At 38.5% G+C, this 22807-nt stretch carries 22 protein-coding genes; 14 read left to right on the top strand and 8 right to left on the bottom strand.

Features of this window, described 5'->3' with window-relative positions:
- Positions 1-4: 4 nt before the first annotated feature.
- The 3 genes from J2Z32_RS12215 to J2Z32_RS12205 all read right to left on the bottom strand — a co-directional run bounded on the left by J2Z32_RS12215 (position 5) and on the right by J2Z32_RS12205 (position 2701).
- Positions 5-400, bottom strand: a complete 396-nt coding sequence (locus J2Z32_RS12215; RefSeq protein ID WP_210089446.1) for a GNAT family N-acetyltransferase — start codon at positions 398-400, stop codon at positions 5-7.
- 80 nt (positions 401-480) lie between these two features.
- Positions 481-876, bottom strand: coding sequence for a hypothetical protein (locus J2Z32_RS12210; RefSeq protein WP_210089445.1), 396 nt, complete (start codon positions 874-876; stop codon positions 481-483).
- A 172-nt stretch (positions 877-1048) separates the two neighbouring features.
- On the bottom strand, positions 1049-2701 hold the full coding sequence (locus tag J2Z32_RS12205; protein WP_245251410.1) for an alkaline phosphatase: 1653 nt from the start codon (positions 2699-2701) through the stop codon (positions 1049-1051).
- 386 nt (positions 2702-3087) lie between these two features.
- Here J2Z32_RS12205 and J2Z32_RS12200 point away from each other — a divergent pair, with 386 nt between their 5' ends.
- Positions 3088-3513 carry a GNAT family N-acetyltransferase gene (locus tag J2Z32_RS12200; RefSeq protein WP_210089444.1) on the top strand — a complete coding sequence of 142 codons (426 nt, stop codon included), beginning with the start codon at positions 3088-3090 and terminating at the stop codon, positions 3511-3513.
- A gap of 107 nt (positions 3514-3620) precedes the next feature.
- On the opposite strand, the gene J2Z32_RS12195 is transcribed toward J2Z32_RS12200, so the two are convergent.
- Positions 3621-4295 carry a tetratricopeptide repeat protein gene (locus J2Z32_RS12195; RefSeq protein WP_210089443.1) on the bottom strand — a complete coding sequence of 225 codons (675 nt, stop codon included), beginning with the start codon at positions 4293-4295 and terminating at the stop codon, positions 3621-3623.
- Between the two features lie 162 nt (positions 4296-4457).
- On the opposite strand from J2Z32_RS12195, the gene gpmA reads away from it, so the two are divergent.
- The gene (gene gpmA, locus J2Z32_RS12190) at positions 4458-5207 is read left to right on the top strand and encodes a 2,3-diphosphoglycerate-dependent phosphoglycerate mutase (RefSeq protein ID WP_210089442.1); all 750 of its coding nucleotides are present in this window, start codon (positions 4458-4460) and stop codon (positions 5205-5207) included.
- Positions 5208-5331: 124 nt separating this feature from the next.
- Here the strand turns inward: gpmA and J2Z32_RS12185 are convergent, their stop codons facing one another.
- On the bottom strand, positions 5332-5988 hold the full coding sequence (locus J2Z32_RS12185; protein ID WP_210089441.1) for a hypothetical protein: 657 nt from the start codon (positions 5986-5988) through the stop codon (positions 5332-5334).
- A 250-nt stretch (positions 5989-6238) separates the two neighbouring features.
- On the opposite strand from J2Z32_RS12185, the gene J2Z32_RS12180 reads away from it, so the two are divergent.
- From J2Z32_RS12180 to J2Z32_RS12135, 10 genes are all read left to right on the top strand, one after another.
- Complete coding sequence (locus J2Z32_RS12180; RefSeq protein WP_210089471.1) at positions 6239-7630, top strand: MATE family efflux transporter; 1392 nt, start codon at positions 6239-6241, stop codon at positions 7628-7630.
- Between the two features lie 44 nt (positions 7631-7674).
- Positions 7675-8292, top strand: a complete 618-nt coding sequence (locus tag J2Z32_RS12175) for a hypothetical protein (RefSeq protein ID WP_210089440.1) — start codon at positions 7675-7677, stop codon at positions 8290-8292.
- 140 nt (positions 8293-8432) lie between these two features.
- Positions 8433-8879, top strand: coding sequence for a hypothetical protein (locus J2Z32_RS12170; protein ID WP_210089439.1), 447 nt, complete (start codon positions 8433-8435; stop codon positions 8877-8879).
- Positions 8880-8900: 21 nt separating this feature from the next.
- Positions 8901-9752, top strand: coding sequence for a hypothetical protein (locus J2Z32_RS12165; RefSeq protein ID WP_210089438.1), 852 nt, complete (start codon positions 8901-8903; stop codon positions 9750-9752).
- Positions 9753-9863: 111 nt separating this feature from the next.
- On the top strand, positions 9864-11375 hold the full coding sequence (locus J2Z32_RS12160) for an RtcB family protein (protein WP_210089437.1): 1512 nt from the start codon (positions 9864-9866) through the stop codon (positions 11373-11375).
- Between the two features lie 216 nt (positions 11376-11591).
- Positions 11592-12296: a response regulator transcription factor gene (locus J2Z32_RS12155; RefSeq protein WP_210089436.1), complete on the top strand. Its 705-nt coding sequence runs from the start codon at positions 11592-11594 to the stop codon at positions 12294-12296.
- Between the two features lies 1 nt (position 12297).
- Entirely contained in the window at positions 12298-13719 is a 1422-nt protein-coding gene (locus tag J2Z32_RS12150) for a sensor histidine kinase (protein WP_210089435.1), read from the top strand.
- A 238-nt stretch (positions 13720-13957) separates the two neighbouring features.
- Positions 13958-16417 (top strand): ABC transporter permease, encoded by a 2460-nt coding sequence (locus tag J2Z32_RS12145; RefSeq protein ID WP_210089434.1) that lies wholly within the window; start codon positions 13958-13960, stop codon positions 16415-16417.
- Positions 16418-16495: 78 nt separating this feature from the next.
- Entirely contained in the window at positions 16496-17182 is a 687-nt protein-coding gene (locus J2Z32_RS12140; protein ID WP_210089433.1) for an ABC transporter ATP-binding protein, read from the top strand.
- Positions 17183-17263: 81 nt separating this feature from the next.
- The gene (locus J2Z32_RS12135) at positions 17264-19321 is read left to right on the top strand and encodes a GTP-binding protein (protein ID WP_210089432.1); all 2058 of its coding nucleotides are present in this window, start codon (positions 17264-17266) and stop codon (positions 19319-19321) included.
- Here J2Z32_RS12135 and J2Z32_RS12130 read toward each other — a convergent pair.
- Positions 19273-20199, bottom strand: a complete 927-nt coding sequence (locus J2Z32_RS12130; protein ID WP_210089431.1) for an alpha/beta fold hydrolase — start codon at positions 20197-20199, stop codon at positions 19273-19275. The two genes, J2Z32_RS12135 and J2Z32_RS12130, sit on opposite strands and share 49 nt — an antisense overlap.
- Positions 20186-20905: a TetR/AcrR family transcriptional regulator gene (locus J2Z32_RS12125; protein ID WP_210089430.1), complete on the bottom strand. Its 720-nt coding sequence runs from the start codon at positions 20903-20905 to the stop codon at positions 20186-20188. The genes J2Z32_RS12130 and J2Z32_RS12125 overlap by 14 nt, the downstream gene beginning before the upstream one ends.
- Before the next feature lie 251 nt (positions 20906-21156).
- On the opposite strand from J2Z32_RS12125, the gene J2Z32_RS12120 reads away from it, so the two are divergent.
- Positions 21157-21504 (top strand): hypothetical protein, encoded by a 348-nt coding sequence (locus tag J2Z32_RS12120; RefSeq protein WP_210089429.1) that lies wholly within the window; start codon positions 21157-21159, stop codon positions 21502-21504.
- An 81-nt stretch (positions 21505-21585) separates the two neighbouring features.
- Here the strand turns inward: J2Z32_RS12120 and J2Z32_RS12115 are convergent, their stop codons facing one another.
- The gene (locus tag J2Z32_RS12115; RefSeq protein WP_210089428.1) at positions 21586-22116 is read right to left on the bottom strand and encodes a hypothetical protein; all 531 of its coding nucleotides are present in this window, start codon (positions 22114-22116) and stop codon (positions 21586-21588) included.
- Between the two features lie 123 nt (positions 22117-22239).
- Here J2Z32_RS12115 and J2Z32_RS12110 point away from each other — a divergent pair, with 123 nt between their 5' ends.
- The gene (locus J2Z32_RS12110) at positions 22240-22794 is read left to right on the top strand and encodes a GNAT family N-acetyltransferase (RefSeq protein WP_210089427.1); all 555 of its coding nucleotides are present in this window, start codon (positions 22240-22242) and stop codon (positions 22792-22794) included.
- Positions 22795-22807 lie beyond the last annotated feature (13 nt).

The following is a 22807-nucleotide window of genomic DNA, read 5'->3' as shown; positions in this document are numbered from 1 at the left end:
ATCACTATCGCTTTCGTTTAATTAAAAAGGCGTTATTTGCAAGCTCAAAACCTACTTTAGGATAATAGTCCATTGCAGAGGGCGCAGATAACAAAAGCAGTGAAACCTCATCGCCAAGTTGGTCACGTACATGTTGAATGAGGGCTTCACCAATCCCTTGCTGTTGGTGTGACTTAGCGACTGCAAGATCAGATAGATAACAGCAATAGCTGAAATCACTGATCGCTCTAGCCACACCAACTAGCGTATCGTTATCCCAAGCCGTATACAAAATATCACAATGCTTAATCATGTTGTTAATACGCTCTGGCTGATCAAGGGGGCGTTTAATGCCAGATGAACGGAACAACTCAATCAACTGGGGTGCAGTAATTTCTTGTCCTAGCTTATATGTAATCATAGTTAGGCATTCCTCCTTCATTTAGTAAACATTATTATATATAAGATATGATGATGCATATTCTCTGTATTTTTGTCATTTTAAGACTGGGCTTTTAACTTTTCAGAAACTATAATTTGCTCTTGCTTTAGCTCATGGAGTGCATGTAATAATACGTTTTTTTCTTCCTCGTCCTTTGTTTGACTGATTGCAAGGAACAAGCTGATCATATTCGTATTAATTTCATCGAGTCGATCCCATAGCTTTGTGGAGGTCGTGTCACTTTCAACATCTTGGAGGCCCTGAGTGTCCTCAGTATCTTGAATGTGCTTAATTTCTTCGATGGTTTCATTTAAAGTGAAATTAGTATTATGCAGTTGTTTCAATTGTTGAATAATAGCTTGTTGCCATTCTACATCATGAAGCTGCTTTGCATAATTGAGTAAATCAAGGTAATCATTAACTGTCTCATACATACTATAAACGGCTTTAGACATGATGCCAACTCCAATCTTAATTTATATTTACCGAGTATTATACTAGGAATTATCTGAATTGCAAGTGTTAAACTAAAAAGCAGGATTAAGTAGGAGAGCTCTCTACTTCATCCTGCTTGTATTTACTTGAACTTTTTATGGTAGCTATCGCTTATTATATGACAATTGACATTTAATCAATTAAATCAATCGCTTCTTGTGGAACAAAGGCTTCAACACCGTTATAAACGATAACGCCTTGTAGGGAAATCGTTTTACCGTTTAAAATCGCAACGTTTTTGTATATGTGTAGCTCAAGCTTGGAATTCCCTTTGGTAACGATAATTTTAGGGTTTTTAGCGTCGTCAAGGTGCAGTTTGTACGTTGCGCCTTTGGCAGTAAAGGCTTGCTTAGCAGGAACAAAGAGCTTCTTACTTGTTGTATCTAGGTTTAGGTCAAGCACACGTGCCATATATTTAGCAACATCCGTATTTTCAATGACACCAAATGGACGGTCATTGTTAGGCGCATAGGTGTACAAAACAACATCCCCGCCTGTATGTCCACCTGTTGTCCAGCCAATGCCTGCACGTTTACTAATCATCAGACCGATTACATAGTTGAGACTTCCTGCCTTTGCTTTTTTAATGGCCGTGATCTCTTCAACAGTTAGATCTGTAATTCCATAAAAATCCTTCATAACAGCTTGTACATTAGAACGGTCTGCGGTAAGTTGCTTTTCAACACCTTCACCTGTACGTTTAGCTTTTTTAAGTGGATCAATAAAGGTAGAAAGCGGCTCTTCGTCATAGGTGCTAGTTGTTTTCGTATTTCCAATCGTTAACCCGCCATTGGCATGATCGGTTACAGCGATGACCGCTGTTTCAGAATTGGATTTTGCATAATCTAGAGCCACTTTAACTGCATCGTCGAAGGAGAGCACATCACTAATTACGCCAATAGGATCATTTGCGTGAGAGGCCCAATCTACTTTACTACCTTCAACCATTAAGAAAAATCCATCCTTATCCTTGGACAAAACTTCAATCGCTTTTGCCGTCATGTCCGCAAGACTTGGCTCTTTCGTAGCATCTCGATCCATTTCATAAGCCATACCTGCTGGAGAAAACATTCCCCATAGCTTGTTGCTGTTTGAACTCTTCAAGGCTTCTGGTGTTGTAACGTACTCATAACCTAAAGACTTAATCGCATGAACTAAGTTCTCGCCATCTTTACGCCCAGCAGGCTCAAGATATTTGCTTCCACCTCCAAGCACAACATCAATTCCGTTGTATACCTGTTGTTTACTTAATGCGTCGTAATTTTTGCGGTCTGGATAATGTGCAGAGAAATCTGCAGGTGTGGCATGCATGATTTCAGATGTCGCGATAATGCCTGTTGCTTTGCCCGCTAGCTTAGAGGCTTCAAGTATGGAAGCTACCGGTTTTTTCGCATCTCCAGCTGCTTGTTTTTGCAGTCCAGGCATCGTTACTTGATCTGGTAGCACACCCACATAGCCTGTGTGTGATTTGTAGCCTGTAGCAAAAGCGGTTCCTGCAGGAGCAGAATCAGCAATCGCTGCATCTGCTGAGTATGTGCGGACGAGCCCACTTGCCATGGAATCAAGGGTTAACGACGAACCTTTATACCATCTTGCTAGTGTAGTGGCTTCATGGGCCATTCCATCTGGAATAAGTATAATGACATTTTTGATCGGTGAAGAAGCTAAGGGGGTTGTCGTGTTTGTCTCCGCCCAGACAGAGCTATTGCCTGAGGTGCTTACCGCGATTAAGGTAGTTACCCCAAGCATTATTTTTGCCGTACGGGCATAAAAACGGTTTAACATGAATACAGCCTCCTAAATGGTTTGTATTTTTGCATATTTGACTCAAAAGGCTAAAATTAGGTGTTGATTAGAAGTAAGAAGCTACGACGCAGAGAGTGGTTTCAACCGCTGTTAAATCCTGATTTTTTTGAATTATATATTGGTTAGGACAAAAAACAGTCTTTAAAGGCGGACGCTACCGCTTCTACACCATCTCTCTGCACCTACGCTTATTTTGCTTACTTTAATAACCCCTAATTTTAAAAAGTTGAGTCACATATTCAAAAATATTTTAAAGTAACAGTGATTGGGGAGCATCAGCGGTGAGTTAATGGAATGTAAATTTTACTATTTGGTATTTTTATGATACAGTTTCATGCGAGATAGTTGGATAAGAGGTGAAAGGCATGTTAGTTAATGTTTCTTCAAAGGTAGAAGAGGCTTCAATAAAGGAGCTCCTAGAATATGCAGTATTTGCTGATCCAGATGCTTTACAGAAGGTGATGAAGCAATATGCTGAAGATGACTGTATTTTATACGCATTAGAAGATCAGGAGGAGTACGTAGCATTAATTGGTGTGACATCCGCTAAAGACGGCATCATGGAATTAAAGCACCTTGTTGTACGTCCTGACGAACGGATGAAAGGGTATGGACGAGGCATTATTGTGGAATTGCTGTTAGAAGAAAAGCCAGCAGTACTAGAGGCAATAACAGATGATACCACTGTGGATTTTTTCCGCAATCTTGGTTTTCAAATTATTGATTTCATTGATGAGTCTGGGAGAGAATATTATAAATGCATCTATGATGCTGAAAATGAAGAAGATTGATCACTGAGGAAAATTGATAGATGAAGAAGTAAATTAATAAAGGTAGGTTCCGTGAGGGAGCCTACCTTTTTTGACTACAAAATTAGAGTATATGTCATAGGGTTAAATCATCCTGCCATTTTAGCAAAATTACAACGAAGTGCCCATTTGCGTTCTTTACGCTTTTGATATTTTGGCAATGCTCGGTAAATGCCTGCACCTTCTGACCATGCTTGTTTTGCTTTCTCGTTATGACCCATGTCTTTGTATAATTTGCCTAGTAAGTAATACGCCTCGATGGAAGAGGAATTAATTTCACTATATTTGGCCGCATATTGTAGCGCAAGCTCAGGTTCACTTGTTGCAAGTGTTAGTGCTAATTGCAAATAAGGTTCACCGTATTTAACACGATCATTTATAGAGAGGGCTTGACTAATATCCTGCCTCCCCTCTGTAACTAACCCTAGCTTTAAAGCGCTAATTCCCCGATCACTCCAATAATCTGCCGAATTAGCGAGTGCTTGCTCGACACCAAGGAAGATGTCGTAAGCTTCCTGATATTTCTTGCGCTCCATCAGAAGTCTAGCCAGCTCTCGTCTTGCAGAAACGTCATGAGGACTCATCGCAACCTGCTGACGTAGCTTAGAAATTTGCGATAGCCGCTTAAATGGTTTACTTAAACTAGGGAAAATACCAACAAAGCTACGATCTAAAATATAAATAATAAAAAGAACTACAAGGATCGCTAGGATCGGATTGCCGGTTAACCAAGATAATAAGAAAAAGATACCAAGTTTGCTCAAGCTGTAATCACCTCATATAATTTAATACATTTGCTCTAGACACTTATGGGATTATATCACAATATTGTGATTTACATAAATCCCCATCGTGAAGATGCATTCACAAAAAAAGTGGTGTATATTGAAAGTGTAATATAGATGGTGTGGAAGGGATGTGGGCCCATGCATAAGCTCGTATTAATTAGACATGGCGAAAGTAAATGGAATCAAGCTAATCTTTTTACAGGCTGGACGGATGTGGATTTATCCCCAAAAGGCGTACAAGAAGCACAGCAAGCAGGCAAATGGCTCAAGGAAGAGCAGTTTGTCTTTGATATCGCTTATACCTCTTATTTAAAAAGAGCGATTAAAACGTTAGATTATGTACTAGAGGAAATGGACTTGCTATGGATTCCAGTACATAAGACATGGCAGCTGAATGAACGTCATTATGGTGCGCTCCAAGGGTTAAGTAAAGAAACTACAGCACAAAAGTATGGGGAAGAGCAAGTCATGTTATGGCGCAGAAGCTATGATGTGCTTCCACCTGCACTTACGGCAGACGATGAGCGTTATCCTCGTCATGATGTGAAATATAAAGACCTGCCAGATGAGGCTGTACCCACAGCAGAAAGTCTGAAGGAGACCGTAGTCCGCGTAGAGGAATATTGGGAAAAGGAAATCGCCCCACAGATCAAGGAGGGCAAAAAGGTTATTATTGCCGCACATGGTAATAGCTTACGTGCCTTAATTAAATTTTTGGAAAATTTAACTGCGGATGAGGTCATCGATCTTAATGTGCCTACAGGAACTCCTTTAGTGTATACATTAGACGAGCATTTACATCCGATTGAAAAATATTATCTTGGTTCTGAGCAGCACGTTGCACAAAAAATTAAAGAGGTTGCCCATCCAGATAATATCATGGAGTAGTTACAGTGATAGCAAATGTGTAGTAAACGTGATAGTAAAATTCAAAATGAAAAGGAACCTTCGCTGCCACGAATGCTGTGGGAAAAAGGTTCCTTTTTTAAACCCTTTGCTAAAGTAAAGCAGATTAAATGATAAACATAAAGCACATTAGTGGTAGCGCTTTTTTATAGTCTTTACCAGCAACCAAGTAAGCAGAGCCAAACAGAAATCCATAAAAGGCAGTAAATAAACCTGCTTGGATGCTCCCTTTTGAAACGATATGCATAAGTCCCCACGATAAAGCAAGTACAATTCCACCATAAGGTAGCTTCTCATTATTAAACCATTTTTCACATGCACGTTGACCAAAAATAACAATGAGAGAAATCAAAAAAGCCTCAAGGACATAATAAATATATTGAAAGCTAAATTTTAAGACACCTAATCTTTGAAATTCTATCCATGGCTTAAAGCCACCCCAATCGATGTAATGTGCAGTGAGGGACACGACCATACACAGTAATACACCTATGTATTGCCATTTCTTAAACTTACTTGTATATCCCCATAAATCAAATTCATATTTGTTTTTTGCTAACTGAATGAGTAATATCCCGACAGCTAACCACAAAATACTAGTGATGATCCAATGAATGATATGTTGCGTTACAGTAAATGTGTTCATCTGCATTCCAAAAAGAGGTTCAATTACGTTGACTAAAACAAGCTCTAACCCAATTCCTGCAAATGCATATAAAGCTAGATATAAATAATCAAAACCAGTAATTTTCTTTTCCACCATGACAAGCAACCTCCATTACTTTACACATGAGTTGTCTTATTGTATCTAGTTTTTTGTAATATGACTATGCCAAATTTATCACTATGCTCATTATTAAATTATGCTATTTTAATCATATTAATAAAACTATTTTATTATATTGACAGATTTTTGTTATAGGAGTATCATGTAGCGGGTGTTGGTATTAAAGCTTACAATTAAGTTAGAAACAGGGAATGCAAAAAAATACGACAAAAGAGAAAGTGATACTATGGAGACCGCAATCGTAAAGAGGAAAACCCAAGGTGTATTAACGAAATACTTGTCAGGTAGCTCGATGGATTATCGCCAAATTATTAGTTTGTTTATCCCGTTGTTGATTGATCAGGCCTTTATTGTTGGTCTAAATATTTTAAACACATCTATGATTAGCTCCTCAGGCGTAGAAGCAGTAAGTGCAGTCAATATGGTAGATTCTATCAATTTATTTTTACTTAGCGTCATTATTGCTGTAGCAACAGGTGGGACGGTAGTGGTAGCCCAATATAAAGGGAGCCGCAATGATGTTATGGTATCTAAATCAGCAGCAGGAACTGTATCGTCTGTGGCTTTGCTGTCCTTTGGAATCGGCTTATTTATTATCTTATTACATAACCCTTTATTAAATCTTTTATTTGGTCAAGCAGACCCTTTAGTTTTTGAGAACGCTAGAATTTATTTAATAGGCAGCGGCATTTCTTATGTTGGCATCGGGATTGTTGAGGCGGTCTGTAGTGCGCTTAGAGGGATTGGTAAAATGCGTGCTTCCCTTGTGTTGTCGCTCATTATGAACCTGGTATACGTGGGATTAAATATGGTATTTATTCATGGTCTACATATGGGAGTATATGGAATGACCATCTCTGTAAATTTGGCGAGATATCTTGCCGCTGGGTGCGCGATTTATTATTTGATTCGTGTCGATCATAGCTTGCATTTGAAGCTAAAAGAACTGATTCATGTTAATTTAACGATGCTTAAAAAAATTATGTTTATCGGTTTACCGTTTGCGGCAGAGCAGATGTTTTTTAATGGTGGAAAAATTTTAACTCAAATTTTTATCGTTAGTCTTGGTACAAATGCCATTGCAACCAATGCGATAGCGGCTTCATTATCGATGTTATTTCAAATCCCTTCTAACGCACTGATGTTAACCCTAATTACTGTCGTAGGTCAATGTGTGGGACAGAAAAATATAGAGGACGCAAGAAAGTTTATTAGGTCATTTTTATGGTTATCCTCAGGCTTATTGTTGCTAATGGGGCTGCTCTGTATGCCATTTTTCAATACGCTCATTTCATTTTTTCAACCACCACAAGAGATTGTCAGTGATATATTTTGGATTTTGATCATTACATTGATTGGGCAAATTTCGTTATGGTCGATTAGCTTTATGACGCCAGCAGCACTTCGCGCCGCAGGAGATGCTAAATATACATCGATGGTTTCGATGTTAAGCATGTGGTTATTCCGGGTTGTGCTTGGTTATATATTAGGTATTACATTAGGATATGGAATTATGGGCGTATGGGTTGCGATGAATTTGGAGTGGGGCGTCAGGGGATTGTTGTTCCTGCGTAGATATAAAGGTGAGTTGTGGTATCAGCATAAATTAATTGATTAAACAAAAGAGAATGATGTAAAAGAGAGTGTTAGCGGGGTGGAAGGATGAAAAGGTTTGCAGAACAGTTAGGAGAGCCGTTTTCTTTCTATTCCATTTTATCTGAAGGCGCTCCTGTTGCAGTGCGATGTCCGAAGTGTAAAGGTCTAGCCCAAATTATAAAAGTGAAAAGAGATTCTAGTTCCTTTATTCAAGTGCACTGTACACAATGCATGTATGTTCAACGAGAGCAAGCTCAATATCGTTATCGGGCTAGTGGAATATGCGACACCTGTGAACGTTGGTATAACTTGGAGATTAATAATCAAAAGCAATGGGGGCATAAGCATATTCATATCAACTGTCCCTATTGTCATGAGCTAAATCAGACTGTCTTACAAAAAACACAGGTGTCATGCTACTACAAAAGTGATATCAAGCAGGGGCATGATCCTATATTTAATCTGGAATATTACTATAAGGACAACTACCAAGGGAAAGCGGTATGGGCACTTAATTTGGAGCATTTGAACTATTTGATTCAATATATCTCAGCAGATTTAAGAGAGAAGCCTTCTCGTTTTATACACCGCACAGCTTCGTATCGTTTACCCAAATATATGAAGTTAGCTAAAAATAGAGCGGGAATTATCAAGCTGTTAACTAAACTTAGTGAGCAAAAATAGGACTTAAAGTCTTGTTTTTGCTTTTTTTATTTTACAAAAGTGCATTTTTCTACCTCAAAAGACCTATTTTTGCAAAGGCTACTATAATAATTAATAGTTTTTATAGTAGGAATATTTTTTGTTAGAGAGGGAGTATTAAAATGAAAAAAATGTTCTATTCAGCGTTATCGATCATGCTGTTAATTACTGTGATGTTTGCGCAACCCGTTCATGTGGATGCGGCAAATAAAAAGGCGAAAGCGGACAAGACGGTTAATGTTACGGTTACTTTTGTCAGTGCTAAGCTAGTAGAAAATGACCATGTGGGAAACGAATGGGCGACCGAGGCTACAGTGAACGGGAAGGTGATTGCAGAAGGAAAATCCGTAAAGCTGAATTTAAAGCCAAGCGATAGTATCAAGTTAACGGCATATGCAGAGGAACAGGATAAAATCCCTGATTACAATGAAGAAGAGACATCCATTAAAGTATCTTCTATTAAAAAAACGATGAATAAAAAGCTCAAGGTGATTGTGACTGAAAATCGGGGCAGATACTCAGGAAATGAGGCGAAATGGGAGTTTACGTTTAAGATTACAAAAAAATAAACAAATAGATTGGCGGATTTTATGACAGAATTCTTTCAAAAAAATATTATTTCAATACTTTCATTATTTATTTCGATTTTAGTTTATTTATATAGCGTAAGAAACTCAAAGTTAAATAGTTATAATCAAAAAGGGTGTTTTAGTGTCATTCTCATGGAACCGGGTATACGTTCTTATCTATTAAAAAAATATCCTTTTAATGTGAAAATTTATAATTCAGTAAGCTCGGACACTATTCCATTCGAATATAAACTTAGTATTGTTCCTTTAGTAGGAGGTATCAGTAGAGCTCAAATATTCTCAACTTTTGACGAGGAACGCAGTTTGGGAATTAGTAAAACGGGTATTCAAATAGCATCAAGTAAAATAAAAAACCGTTTATCAAAAAAATATGCTCATAGAACAATCACATATTTTTCTTCGTCTCCTATTTATCCGTATTTTACTGCTAGTGGGAAAATAAACAATAATGAATCTAATCATAGGATAAGAATAAATAGATATCACTTTTATATTGAAATTACTGACTTTTGTAATAATACTCAAATATGGTATATATCATTTTCACTTTTACTTAGTGATGACTTAGAAAAGAATTGGGAACGGAATAAAGATAACTCGGTGTACAATTCCTATAAGTTTGATGATATTCATATTGTTTCACCAAAAGATATACCTCAAAATCTTAATCGATCCATAGAATATAATAAATCACTAAAAGAAATAGAAGATCGAGAAGAGGATTCAATTGATTCAAAAGCTCTAATTGAAAATGGATTTAATAAAATGAATTACGAACTACAACGATTTGAAATGAAAGAATATATTCAATTTTTAAGAAAACTTAAGGATGAAAAATATATTAATATATAGGTTAATCAAGATAAGTTATGATCGCTTTTATTCATATTAGTAAATTAGTAAAAAATTATTATAACTTTTCTTTACCTTACTGCTCTTTTGTTTTTGTTCTAATATGGAACTATGGAAAATATTATTCAAAAACAATGGAACAGTAAAACAAAAAGCGAAACCCCCGTCTCTTTTTTCATTCACAATGATGTAAAAATAGAAAAAAATGCGTTAGAGGAGCTTGAACGGCTTCTTACGATAGAACAGCATATCGAACGGCTGAAGCAAGCTGATCCTCATTTTTTAGATCGTAATGCAAAGCTTAGAGAGGTTGCCATTACACCAGACTTTCATAAGGGTGCAGGTATACCGATTGGCACAACGATGTTTACGGAAGGGTTTGTCATTCCACAAGCGGTTGGAAAAGATATTAATTGTGGGATGCGATTTTATACAACGGATTTGAAGGAGGAAGAGGTCAGGGCGCATTTGCCACGTCTTGAAGGGAAGATTAGACACGTCTTTTTTGAGGGCGGACGTGATATTCCGATGACTTCTGTGCAACGTGAGGCAATTTTAAAGAGAGGGTTAATTGGAATACTAGAATCACATGCGCCGCTTAAAAATGAAGGAATATGGAAGTATTATGATGCGAAACAGCAGGAACGTGATTTGTCGAATGTGAACAAGATGGGTTCCTTTATCACCAATGAAGCGTTTGGCTTTGAACAATTTATTGGTACTACGAGCCTAAGTCGGGATGCGCAGATTGGCTCAATTGGTGGGGGCAATCATTTTGTAGAAGTGCAAAAGGTGAAGAAAATACATGACTATGCCATTGCAAATGAATGGAACATTCATGAGGAGCAAATTGTGTTTATGATTCATACTGGTTCAGTTAGTGTTGGTCATCAAAGTGCACTGTATATTAAGGAAATGATGAAGAAAATTTATCCGTCTAACCTAACCCATCCAGAAAACGATATCTATATCTTACCTAAATCAGAACGTTTTGAGCAGGAGTGGCAAGCGTTTTGGAGCCTGCTGCATAATGCTGCTAATTTTGCGTTTGCGAATCGTCTTTTTCTTGGTTTGATGTTATGTAAGTCACTGTCTGAAGAAATTAGAGACTTCCAGTATGAATTGTTGTATGATGCTCCGCATAACTATGTTTGGGAGGAAACGGTGGAGGGAGTAGAGGGTTACTTACATCGTAAAGGCTCATGTACAGCGAAGTCAGCAGAGCAGATGAGTGCCACCCCTTTTTATGCTACGGGTGAACCTGTTATGATTCCTGGCTCCATGGGGGCGCATAGCTTTTTATTAGCAGGCAAAGGAAATCGTGCTAGTCTGTGTAGTGCCAGCCATGGTGCGGGACGACAACGATCGCGAGGAAGCTCACTTCAAGTGGATGATGCCTTGTTCAGACAATTCATAGAGAATTTCACGATTATTAATCCGATAGATCCTAAGCGCCCTGATCTCCGAAACCGCAGAGATATTTTGCAAAAGTGGGAAGATGAACTAAAGAAGGAAGCGCCTTATGCTTATAAGGATATTACGTCTGTCATTCAGTCTCATGTAGACTATGGGATGGCGGATATTGTAGCTGAGATGGAGCCTATTTTTACAATTAAGGGATAGGAGTTAAATAAGGATTATTGAGAACACCACCTGATGAAATGAAGTGCCCCCATAAAGTTAGACATAATCTAGCTTTTGGTGGCAGTTCAGGAATAAGGGGGTGTTTTTGTTTATAGACCTACACAAGTTTTTATTGTTATGATCTATTCATGTTTAAATGATATGAATTGCTTTTTTTAAAAGCTTAAAGGCGATAATAGAAAGCAGGGAATAGCTATGAATAAAAAAATCTTGTTGGTAGATGACGAAAAGGATATTGTTGACCTCATGCAAGAGGTATTGCAGCAAGATGGTTTTCAAATGATTGAGAAAGCCTATACAGGCCAAGAGGCGATACAGCTTTGTCAGGTGTTTCATCCAGATGTTGTTGTATTGGATGTTATGCTCCCTGATCTTGACGGATTAGAGGTATGCAAACAAATACGACAATTTTCATATTGCTCCATCCTGTTTCTTTCCTCCAAAAATGATGATATTGATAAAATCCTAGGTCTTTCCAGTGGGGGCGATGATTATATTACAAAGCCATTTAGCCCAAGAGAAGTTGTATTTCGCATAAAATCGCAGTTACGCCGGCAACAGTATCAGGTTATGCCAACCTTAAGCAGTAGTAATGTACTGACTATGGGTTCTCTTTCTCTTGATAAGGATAGCTGTCGGGTTTATAAGTCAGGACAGGAAATTAACCTGACGGGTCGCGAATTTCTGTTATTGTCTTATTTGATGGAAAACGGTGATAAGATCATTAGCAAAGAACGCCTATATGAACAGGTTTGGGGTGAATACAGCAGCATTTGTGATAATACGATCATGGTTCACATTAGGCACATTCGTGAGAAAATTGAGGATACGCCCTCCAGCCCTAAACAGCTCATTACCATTAAAGGCTTAGGATACAAGTTAAAGAAAAGGACCGATTAGCATGAAAAAGTCTGGCTACCGCAGCAGTTTTCATATTTTCCTTATTTTTTCCTTAATATTGCTTGGGACGATAATTGCAGGAATTATGCTTTTCTATTCGCTGATTACGATTCAAACCACGGGGGGAGAGGCTGTAAAAAGCGATTGGCCTAAAGTCTTTACAGAGAACTTCAAGGATCAGTTTATTTTTACTAATCATAAAGCACAAGTTAAACAAAGTGGAATAGAACGATTGCAGGAAAATGAGATTGGTCTACAGGTGTTAGATCAGTCAGGACAGGAGATATTTAGTTATCAAAAACCGAAACAAGCAAATGATTCTTATTCTAGCATCGAGCTTTTGCATTTAAGTCAAACAAACCAAGCGGGTCAACTAAAAAATAGTGACATCACTACTTTTGTTGGAACGGTAAATGACGGTGGAAAACACTATGCATATGTGCTTTATTTTCCGATGAACGTCTCGAAAATTACAATGTATCTAAATGGTGATAAATTTACAGGCGGTAAAAATATTTTCATTTTTGTGGTGGGTATATTATTTATAGTTGTTTTAGCTTCTGGGATTATATATGGATTTTGGACAAGCAAAATGATGAATAAGCTCACGACTTCAATCAAGGAGATTTCATCACGTAGTTATGTGCCAATTCAGGCTGGAGGGGCTTTTCAGAGCATATACGACAGCTTAAATAAGATGGATACAGAGATTAAAGCAAGCGATCGGCTTCAAGCACAGACAGAAAAAATGCGTGAGGAATGGATTGCAAACATTACCCATGATTTAAAAACACCGTTATCCCCTATAAAAGGTTATGCAGAAATGTTGCAGCAAAATGGGACTACAACAAAGCAACAATGTGATCAATATGCTGGCGTTATGTTAAAAAATGCAACTTATATGGAAACCCTAATTGACGATTTAAAATTAACCTACCAATTAGAAAATGGAATGTTGCCCTTGAAAAGGCAGGAGCAAAATATCGTGCGCTTTTTAAAGGAACTCGTCATTGATATTTTAAACCACCCTGAGTATGAACATCGTACAATTCATTTTGATACTACAAAGGATACAATCTTATTTTCGTTTGACCAAACGTTGATGAAAAGGGGAATTGAAAATTTAATTATTAATGCATTTGTGCATGGGGATGAAAATACAGAAGTCTCCCTGCAAGTTTTTCTTTCTGATTCGATCCTGCAAATTATTGTATCTGATAATGGAAAGGGAATGACGGCGGAGGAGGTAGATATGCTCTTCCAACGTTATTATCGAGGCACAAATACGGAGCATAAGCCGGAGGGAACAGGATTAGGACTCGCCATTGCTAAAAGCATTGTTGAGCAGCAGGAGGGCTCGATTTCCGTATCTAGCATAGTAGGTGTTGGAACTACCTTTCAAATCCAATTTTTAATGAATTAAGGTTACTTAAGGTCGGTTAAGATTGCTTAAGGTTACCTAAAAAATAGATTAAGGTTAGTAGCTTATCATTTAACGATGATAGCTACTAATCTTTTTTTTATGAGGAGGACAAGAAATGCCATGAAAAAATAAACTAAAAATGAAATTAAGGAATGTAACCAAGGAATGGATTGAAAAAATGAAAGGAATATTTCCATAGAAAGTAGGTGTTGGCTTGAAAATAATATTGAAATATATTTTGACGAACGTAAAAGAACGTAAAACGAGAACCGCGGTGATGCTGTTATCAATCCTTCTTTCGACTACATTGCTATTTGTGTCTTTTTCCATTAGCACCTCCTACGAAAGTGCACAACGCAAAATGGCACAAGGTATGGCGGGAAGTGCGACAATTTCTGTCACTGCTCCAAAGGATAGGAACAGCAATCTTGATACAAAAGAGATTCCTTATTTACCCTCGATTGGGGCAAAAGTTCAGATACTAGAGAGTAGCTCTTTGTATCATGAAAAGGGGTATTACGAGACAGTTGACCTAATTGCGGCTGAACTCTCAGAACTGAATCAGATTAATAAGCCACGTTTGTTGGATGGTGGGGAAATTGATAATTTCACTGGGAACAAAATTGTTCTTCCGGATCGATTTACTTCAAAATATGGAATTAAACAAGGGGATTCCATTACATTGCAAATTGGGCGAAGTGGTGTCCAATTTGAAGTTGCACAAATTGCGGCTTACGATACTGTTTTTCTACGGCATACAAGAGGAGCAACGGGGCTTGTACCTGTTTCAACACTGTCTAATCTTTTAGGTCAAAGGGGTGGGAATAGCAAAATTTTAATTAAGCCAGCCCAGGATATCACAACGAATGATTTAGTAAACGAGCTAAAGTTGTCGCTCTCGGATAAAAACTATTCTGTATCCAAGATTGTTAATGAAGCAAAGATCATGTCTGATGCAAGACAAAAGTCTATACCATTTTTTCTGATTAGCTTTTTCTCTTTGACCATCAGTGTTTTTATCATTTACAGTAGCTATAAAGTTATTACTCTAGACCGATTGCCGGTTATTGGGACATTCCGTAGCATTGGTGCGACTCAAAAAGTAGTGACGCGTATTCTTCTTTTGGAAAGCTTGCTTTATGGGGTGATGGGGGGACTAATCGGCATTCCGTTAGGTGTGTTTATGCTGAAATTGATTTTGCAGGGTATGGGGCATTCGCTTTCACAGGGCATTGAGATCCCTGTTGTTATTTCACCCTATAGTATTCTGATTTCGTTTGCGGTAGCTATAATTGTTTCACTGCTAAGTGCATGGATTCCAGTACGACGGGCAAGTCGCCTTCCAATTAAGGAGGTTGTTCTTGGAACAATACAGGAAACAACAATTTCCCGACGTTTTATTTATGGTATCGGCTTCGTTTTGTTCGTCTTGTCTATATTACTACCAAGGCTTGCACCCAAAAATATGTTATATGTGGCTGGTGGTTTTTCCTTGTTAGGATTTATCGCTGGAACAATACTGATCATCCCTCCCGTTACTAACTTAGTTGCGAGGGGACTTGAACGGTTATATGGCATTATTTTCAGAAATGAGGGCAGGCTTGCGGCAAGGAATATGCGGGATAACAAAAGTATTTCACAAAATATTACATTACTTTTTATTAGTATCTCCGCGGTTATTGCCATTAGTGTTGTAGGGAGCTTTGTCACTACTTATATTAGCGATGTATTTAATGGGGCAGAGTTACAAGGTTTTGCTGACGGACAAATGGAGCAGCAATTTGTGGAGCAAGTAGAAAAGATGGAGGGCATTAATAAGGTACTTCCGCTTTTTGTTTTAAATAATGAAGTGAAGGGGGACGACATTTCTTTTTCACGTCTTGAAGCCACCGACAGTTTAGCATCCTATACTTCTATGTTTGCTATCCATTATTCAGCAGGGAGTATGCAGGAAAAAGAGATCGCTAACTTTGCTACGCAGCGTTCAATTCTATTAAGCGAGGCTAGTATGGACAAGCGAGGTATTTCTGTAGGAGATACGCTCACACTGTCAAAGGGAGACATAACAAAATCTTATGTTGTTGTAGGGAGCTTTAAGTCAAGAGCAACAGATACAGAAGCGGTAATCCCTTCAAGTTATGCTGTCTCTGATTTTGGGAAGAAAAAATATGGATTGTTAGCCTATACTGCAGCTGATCCTGACGCCATTATGATACAAATTCGCAATTTATTTGGAGATACCACAAATTGGAGTAGAACCATAGAGGAATTTAACACAGATGCACTTTCTACTGTTGGCGCTTTTTTGCAGCCGATGCATAGCATGACTTATTTCATTTTACTATTGGCGGCGGTTGGAATTATTAATAATCTGCTCATTAACTATATGCAAAAACGGCGTGCCATCGCAATGTATAAATCTGTTGGATTAAGTGATCGACAAAATATGAGAATGACGTTGATAGAGGGGTTCTCTTCTGGTCTGATTGGTACGGTGATTGCGATCTTGGTTTCTTATCTAGAAATACAGACGATTTTTCTTGTTGCTGGTCCAAAAATATCTATGGAACCCAAACTTGATGCCACAATATTTCTCATGGCTGGGGGAATGGGGATACTGATCACTTTGCTTGGTTCCATCGTTCCTATTTTCAAAAGCCGTCAGATGAAGCTAGTCGAAGAAATTAAATTTGAGTAAATAACAAAGTAAATAACAGAGAAATAACAATTTAAGGGCTTAACCATTTGTGATAAAAAGAGATTGGAGGTTTTTTAGATGAAATCAATATTTGGAGATGTTTGTATTGAAGGAAAGAAGCTGGTGAAAGACTTTGGACTTGGTCATACCACAACAAAGGTATTAAAGGGTGTTACGTTGCAGGTGATGAAGGGGGAATTTGTATCTATCATGGGACCTTCAGGATCTGGGAAAAGCACGTTGCTTTACATTCTTGGTGGATTGGATACCCCAACAGACGGTTCTGTCCTTCTAAATGGTACAGATATTTCCCGCTTTAACGATGAAAAAATGAGCAAAATACGGCGACAAAATATAGGATTTGTCTTTCAATTTTATAATCTTATTCCTAATTTAAATGTGGAAGAAAATATTATGTTACCTTTACTTTTAGATGGCAAGAAAATGAGAGATTACAGAAAACCGCTAAATCATAGTTTAGAGATTGTAGGCTTATCGGACAGACGTAAACATACTCCCCGTGAATTATCTGGAGGGCAACAGCAGCGTGTGGCTATTGCCCGAGCATTGATTGGAAGACCTGAAATTTTGTTTGCAGATGAACCTACTGGAAATTTGGATACCAAAACTGGTGCAGAAATCATGGATCTGCTAACTGAGATTAACAGAGAAAGTGGACAAACGATCATTATGGTCACTCATTCACCAGAAGCTGCAAAAAGTAGTAGCCGAGTCATTACCGTGTGTGATGGAATCATTGCTTAGCTATACCTAGCACAAGGACATCCCCTACTTTTTCTTGCTTAATATTTGATATAATATTGAGAAGAAGTGGGGGAATGGAACTTGAAGCAAACGGTAGGCTTATTTGCACATGTGGATGCTGGCAAAACAACTTTTGCGGAGCAATTATTATATATATCTAGTAGCATAGGGCAAGCGGGTCGCGTAGATCATCAGAATGCTTTTATGGATCGTCATGTGATTGAGAAGGAAAGAGGGATTACGGTTTTTGCAGATCAGGCGCTATTATGCTGGAAAGGAAAAACATATGATTTGATTGATACACCAGGTCATGTGGATTTTTCATCTGAAATGGAGCGAGCCTTATCTGTTATGGATTATGCGGTAGTGCTGATTAGTGCTGTAGAAGGTGTGGAGGCACATACGGAAACGGTGTGGGAGCTTCTTTCTAAACGCCATATTCCAACTCTATTTTTTATTAATAAGGTAGATAGAGAAGGAGCAGATATAAATAAAGTGCTAAGAGGGATTCAGCGGCAATTGACAACAAGGATCAGTGATTTTAGTCATCCTCTTACTGCTGGAAGCTTTTTAGAGACTTGGACAGAAGAACAGTTGGCCTTATTGGCAGAGCAAGATGATGAAATGATGGAGAAATACATAGAAGGTAATTATGATCTACACAAGGACACAGCTTACTTCCGCCAACGCTGGATTGCCAAATTTCAGGCAGGACAGTTATTTCCGTGCTTATCTGGATCAGCTTTGGCTGGGACAGGTGTTGAAATGTTTTTAAACATGCTAAATGCTGTGACGCAATCTAGACCTGAACAAGTACATGGAGCTTCTGCTATGTATAATCAGTATGATCAGTCTTATCAGATTGAAGCTGACCATGAGCCAGCTACAACAGCTCCTTTTGTGGGTAAAGTCTATAAAATTCGTTATGATAAGCAAGGTGTTCGTTATACGTACATGAAGGGGCTTGCTGGTTCCTTAAAGGTGAGGGACACAATAAGTTATCATATTGGCGCAGAGAGCTTTCATGAAAAAATAACAAAAATTGTGCTTGTGCATGGGGAAGAGCACAGGTCTGTTCAATCTGTTGAGGCGGGGGAGTTATTTGCAGTATGTGGATTAACAGCTTTACCTGCGGGGACTATAGTTGGTTGTGAATGTGAACAAAAGAATGCTGTGTTCGAAATAGAGCCCGCCCTTCGTGCGCGTGTCATTATTTTATCAGGAGAGCATTCGCGTATGGTTTGGACTTATTTTTGCAGGTTAAATGATGAAGATCCCGCTTTACAGGCAAGCTGGTATGAAAAAACTGGGGAAATTCATATCGCGGTGATGGGCTTGATTCAACTTGAGGTGTTAATACGGGTTGTGTTAGAGCGGTTTGGTGTTGCGATCGCTTTTGATCATCCAGAAATTATTTATAAAGAAACGATAGCGAGTTCTGTATTTGGTTATGGGCATTTCGAGCCGTTAGGACATTATGCAGAAGTGCATTTAAAGCTAGAGCCAGGAGAAGTTGGTTCGGGAATAGTGGTGAAAAACGATTGTCATCCTGATGATTTAGCGGTCGGGTATCAAAATTTAGTGCTACAGCATGTACAAGAAAGGGAGCATCATGGCTTGCTAACTGGCTCTGCCTTAACAGATGTTGTCATTACATTAATCAATGGGCGTGCACATGTGAAGCATACAAGTGGAGGGGATTTTAGGGAGGCTACTTATCGAGCATTACGTCAAGGCTTAGAAAAAGTAGAATCTATCTTACTTGAACCTTATTATCACGTAAAGATCAAAGCTGAGCTGGATCGAGCTGGTAAAATTATGCAGGATATAAGTCAAGCCCATGGAAAATTTGATCCACCGGATCTAACTGACACTCATGTCATAATAACTGGAATTGTACCCGTTTCCGCTTGGCTAGATTATGGAGTGAAGCTTGCTTCATATACTCAGGGAAGGGCTACCATGAGCTTGAAGCTAGCAGGTTATTTTCCATGTCACGAGCAAGATGAGGTTATTAAGCGTATAGCATATCGAAAGGATGCAGACCCAGAGTATACATCCAGTTCGATTTTTTGTGCAAAAGGTCAAGGCTATTCTGTTCCTTGGGAAGAAGCAGAGGAGCTAATGCATGGATTGTAGTTTTTTCCTAGCAAATAGCCGATTATAATCTCATTCACTTTATCCGCAATCTCATGGTTAATCCCATGACCTACCTGTGGGAAAAATTGTGCGTTCATCTTATATTGTAATAAAGCCTCTTTGCCTCCTAGCTGTGCAAAGGGGTCATCTTCTCCAACCAAATACAAGGTTTTGTCACGGGTTGTTTTGATTTGCTCTTCATTAAAATGTACAATTTTATGATAGCGCATAGCCATATTGTTAAAGCCTTTAAGAATATAGCAGTAATGTTCAAATAGGGTGGGATCATCCGTGAATATTCGGTGATTTGCACCCGTTAATTTTCGTAAAAGTCGAGTTATATTATTTTTAGTCGGAAATAGGGCTTCTGGAAGGAAGACCTTCATCATAACTTTCATACTACCAAAATTACCAATTGGAAGAGAGCCAGCCATGCAAACCAGTTTTATGACTTGATTAGGACGAGATGTAGCGTATTTTTGTGCAAGATAGGTGCCATTGGACACCCCAGCAAGATACACATTTTGCAGTGAAAGAAGTGAAAGAATCTCATCTATCCACTGTACAACGTCAAATGAGGCATTGTAATTTTCGTTCGGACGACTTTTACCTGGTCCACCTATCGTATCCACCGCAATTACTCGAAAGTGTTCCGACAGTGCCTTGGCATTATACACCCACATCAGTGCTGAATTATCGCCGACACCATGGAACAGCACAAGCGGGGGAAGGTGCTCTTTGCCGCACAGTATCACATGTGTCATCCCATAGGAGGTAGTTAAGTCTCGTTCTTCTAAATCTACATTCCATAACTTAAGTAGCTTATCGTAAGAAGACAACACATTTTGTTGAGCTTTACTATTTTTATAAACCTTCATGATTTTCCGCTCCTTGTGGATTAATGTTGTTGGCAACCAACTGTTCTAGGTAATCGTTCCATCGTTCATAGTTAATCCCTAATCCTTGAAAGCAAAATTGAACAACATTCCTCACACTTCGGACTCTATCTTCTACTAGGTTTTGTTTTCCCTCCATGAGTTTTGCGTATTCGAAAGCATTAGCGACAAAGACAGACCAGAAGCTATTTGCAGCTTGATCTGGATTGGTGTCGGGGATAAGTCTCTGTGTTATTCCTTCGGTAATAATACTTGCTAATGTCTCCTTATGTAGCTTGGATTTTAGCACACCCTCATCCCATCCCTCTGCCCCAAACACAGCATAGGCATCAAACGGAACCCGTATATTAAACTGCAAAACACGGGGATTCTCTTCATTGAGCAGAAACATATGATAGCAATAGTAGACTAAGCGTTCCACAGGGTTAAGATCTTTTGATTGTGTAACAATGTCATTGGAGAGGGCATAGCTCTTCTCAAACATGACGGTGAACAGCTCCCTAAATAACTCCTTTTTCGTCTTGTAATAATAATAGAGTAAGCCTTTAGCTAAACCAGCCTCCTTCGCTACCATGTCCATATCTGTACCATGGAAACCAAAACGAATGTAAGTTGTTAAGGCAGCATCAAGGATTTGCTGACGTCTTGCTTCTCGAACTTGTTCATTTTTTTCAGCGTTTCGTGCCATGAGTTCACCTCGATTTATATTGACTTAATTTCAAGTCAATATAAATTATAGACGTTTGAATATATTTCCACAAGTAGAAAATCACATATAAAAATTATTAAAATCATAAGAAAGTCAATAAGAAAATTAAATAGAGCTAAACGTAGGAAAAACCTGCTCGGCTCCATAAAGATTGGGAAGATGTGTCTTAAACTTACTTTTAAAGCATACCTATTAAAGCATAACTATGGAACAAAGGGAGGGAGCTTTAAATGGAATTGAAGGTTGCAAATTACTTTGAATTAAAGCAGCAGCAAAAGGAAATCGAAGCGAAGCTAGCTGTATTAAGGGATGACATTGTGAATTACCTTGTGGAGCAAGGTACATATGAAACCCAGATTGGGGAATACAAAGTGAAGACAGTTGTTCAGCAACGACATGAATATGATGATCAGAAGCTGCTAGACGTATTACCTGATCCTGAATTGTGGCGGTTATTATCTAAGGTAGATAACCAAAAGCTGAAAAGCTTGTTCAAGCTAAAGGTATTGTCTGAGGAACAAGTAGCGCCTGCGCTGACGGTGAAGCAGGTAACGGTATTGCAGGTGGAGAAGGTTTAATGTAAGGTGGTCCCCCATGAACCTACCATCTCAAATTTAATCTATCTGTTCATGGGGGCAAGCCAATTTTTTAATATTTAATCAAGACGTTAGCAAACCTATCAATTCCTCTATATCGCTCCGAATATCATCATTCCCATGCTCAGCTAGAATCCGCTTGAACACAGGTAACGCCTCCTGCAATAACACATAACTAAAATAGTAGTAGCTACGAAAAGCTTGTGTGTCATAACCTATAGCTTCTTCTTCTTCCCATTCAAGCTCATCTTCCTCTTCATCCACAGGCCACAAATATTTTTCATCAAGGAGCATGTCCATCGTCTTCACCGCTGTGCTGGAATCTAAATCCAGTTCTTCAATAGGAATAACCTCAGCAACGACGAGATACAAGTTAATTTCATCTGCGGTAATTTGTTCAGGTTGCTTCTCTCTAAGCTCTTGGAGTAAAACTAGCAACACCCATGGCGTCACCTGCCATAAGGTGCCCTGATGCTCAATAAGTTCACTGATTTTTCGATATTTCATATCCGCAATAAGCTGTGGAATTTCAGTTCCTCTACCATAGGCGGTGGTTAATCGCTGCCAAGGAATACTACCTAATGTGGGGGTCATGTCATGGGTCTCCATTTCTATAGGGATTTATGCGATAAAACTATATCAAAGGTATATATTTTGTTAAAATAATAAATAATTTGCACAATGAAATCAATAGTTTCAGAGGAGGAACTTTACTAGATGATAGATTCCGTCATAATCGAACCAATTACCCTAGCACACCAAGCCGTAACAAATAAACTTTTTGAAATTACAATTAGGGATGCATTTGACCAGGACGGTTTTGTGTATACGGAATCAGAGCTACTGCAAGAAATTGATTTAAAGAAACAAATGGTAGCACAAGCGATTCAATTGGATCAGTCAAACTCTAATGTACATGTACTCATTGCTAAAATCGAAGACAAAATTGTAGGCACTATCTCCTATGGGCCATCTAATCCACTTATTCACAGATTTACGGATGGAGCGCTTGCAGGAATAGGCGAAATAGGGGGACTGTATGTTCTTCCCGATTATCAAAATAAAGGAATTGGCTCAGCACTGATCAAAGCCATGATTCGTTTTTTACATAATAAAGGGATAGAGAAATTCTGTTTAGATAGTGGATATAAAAGAGCACAAAAAAGATGGCTGCACAAATTTGGTGAGCCATATAAAGTTGTTGAAAAAATATGGGGACCTGATAGCGTATTCATGATTTGGTTATGTGAGGTTCAAAAAATGAACGATTGACATTTCCATAGCT

Source organism: Paenibacillus turicensis, from assembly GCF_017873435.1.
In the GTDB taxonomy this organism is placed as follows: domain Bacteria; phylum Bacillota; class Bacilli; order Paenibacillales; family Paenibacillaceae; genus Fontibacillus; species Fontibacillus turicensis.
The sequence above is the reverse complement of the archived record's forward strand: the minus strand, read 5'-3'. Positions and strand labels throughout refer to the sequence as shown.

Coding starts and splice junctions, on each gene's coding strand:
- J2Z32_RS12175 (WP_210089440.1), top strand. CDS start 7,675: ATGAAAAGGTTTGCAGAACAGTTAGGAGAGCCGTTTTCTTTCTATTCC.
- J2Z32_RS12210 (WP_210089445.1), bottom strand. CDS start 876: ATGTCTAAAGCCGTTTATAGTATGTATGAGACAGTTAATGATTACCTT.
- J2Z32_RS12205 (WP_245251410.1), bottom strand. CDS start 2,701: ATGTTAAACCGTTTTTATGCCCGTACGGCAAAAATAATGCTTGGGGTA.
- J2Z32_RS12215 (WP_210089446.1), bottom strand. CDS start 400: ATGATTACATATAAGCTAGGACAAGAAATTACTGCACCCCAGTTGATT.
- J2Z32_RS12165 (WP_210089438.1), top strand. CDS start 8,901: ATGACAGAATTCTTTCAAAAAAATATTATTTCAATACTTTCATTATTT.
- J2Z32_RS12115 (WP_210089428.1), bottom strand. CDS start 22,116: ATGACCCCCACATTAGGTAGTATTCCTTGGCAGCGATTAACCACCGCC.
- J2Z32_RS12185 (WP_210089441.1), bottom strand. CDS start 5,988: ATGGTGGAAAAGAAAATTACTGGTTTTGATTATTTATATCTAGCTTTA.
- J2Z32_RS12130 (WP_210089431.1), bottom strand. CDS start 20,199: ATGAAGGTTTATAAAAATAGTAAAGCTCAACAAAATGTGTTGTCTTCT.
- J2Z32_RS12125 (WP_210089430.1), bottom strand. CDS start 20,905: ATGGCACGAAACGCTGAAAAAAATGAACAAGTTCGAGAAGCAAGACGT.
- J2Z32_RS12160 (WP_210089437.1), top strand. CDS start 9,864: ATGGAAAATATTATTCAAAAACAATGGAACAGTAAAACAAAAAGCGAA.
- J2Z32_RS12150 (WP_210089435.1), top strand. CDS start 12,298: ATGAAAAAGTCTGGCTACCGCAGCAGTTTTCATATTTTCCTTATTTTT.
- gpmA (WP_210089442.1), top strand. CDS start 4,458: ATGCATAAGCTCGTATTAATTAGACATGGCGAAAGTAAATGGAATCAA.
- J2Z32_RS12180 (WP_210089471.1), top strand. CDS start 6,239: ATGGAGACCGCAATCGTAAAGAGGAAAACCCAAGGTGTATTAACGAAA.
- J2Z32_RS12110 (WP_210089427.1), top strand. CDS start 22,240: ATGATAGATTCCGTCATAATCGAACCAATTACCCTAGCACACCAAGCC.
- J2Z32_RS12200 (WP_210089444.1), top strand. CDS start 3,088: ATGTTAGTTAATGTTTCTTCAAAGGTAGAAGAGGCTTCAATAAAGGAG.
- J2Z32_RS12140 (WP_210089433.1), top strand. CDS start 16,496: ATGAAATCAATATTTGGAGATGTTTGTATTGAAGGAAAGAAGCTGGTG.
- J2Z32_RS12170 (WP_210089439.1), top strand. CDS start 8,433: ATGAAAAAAATGTTCTATTCAGCGTTATCGATCATGCTGTTAATTACT.
- J2Z32_RS12155 (WP_210089436.1), top strand. CDS start 11,592: ATGAATAAAAAAATCTTGTTGGTAGATGACGAAAAGGATATTGTTGAC.
- J2Z32_RS12120 (WP_210089429.1), top strand. CDS start 21,157: ATGGAATTGAAGGTTGCAAATTACTTTGAATTAAAGCAGCAGCAAAAG.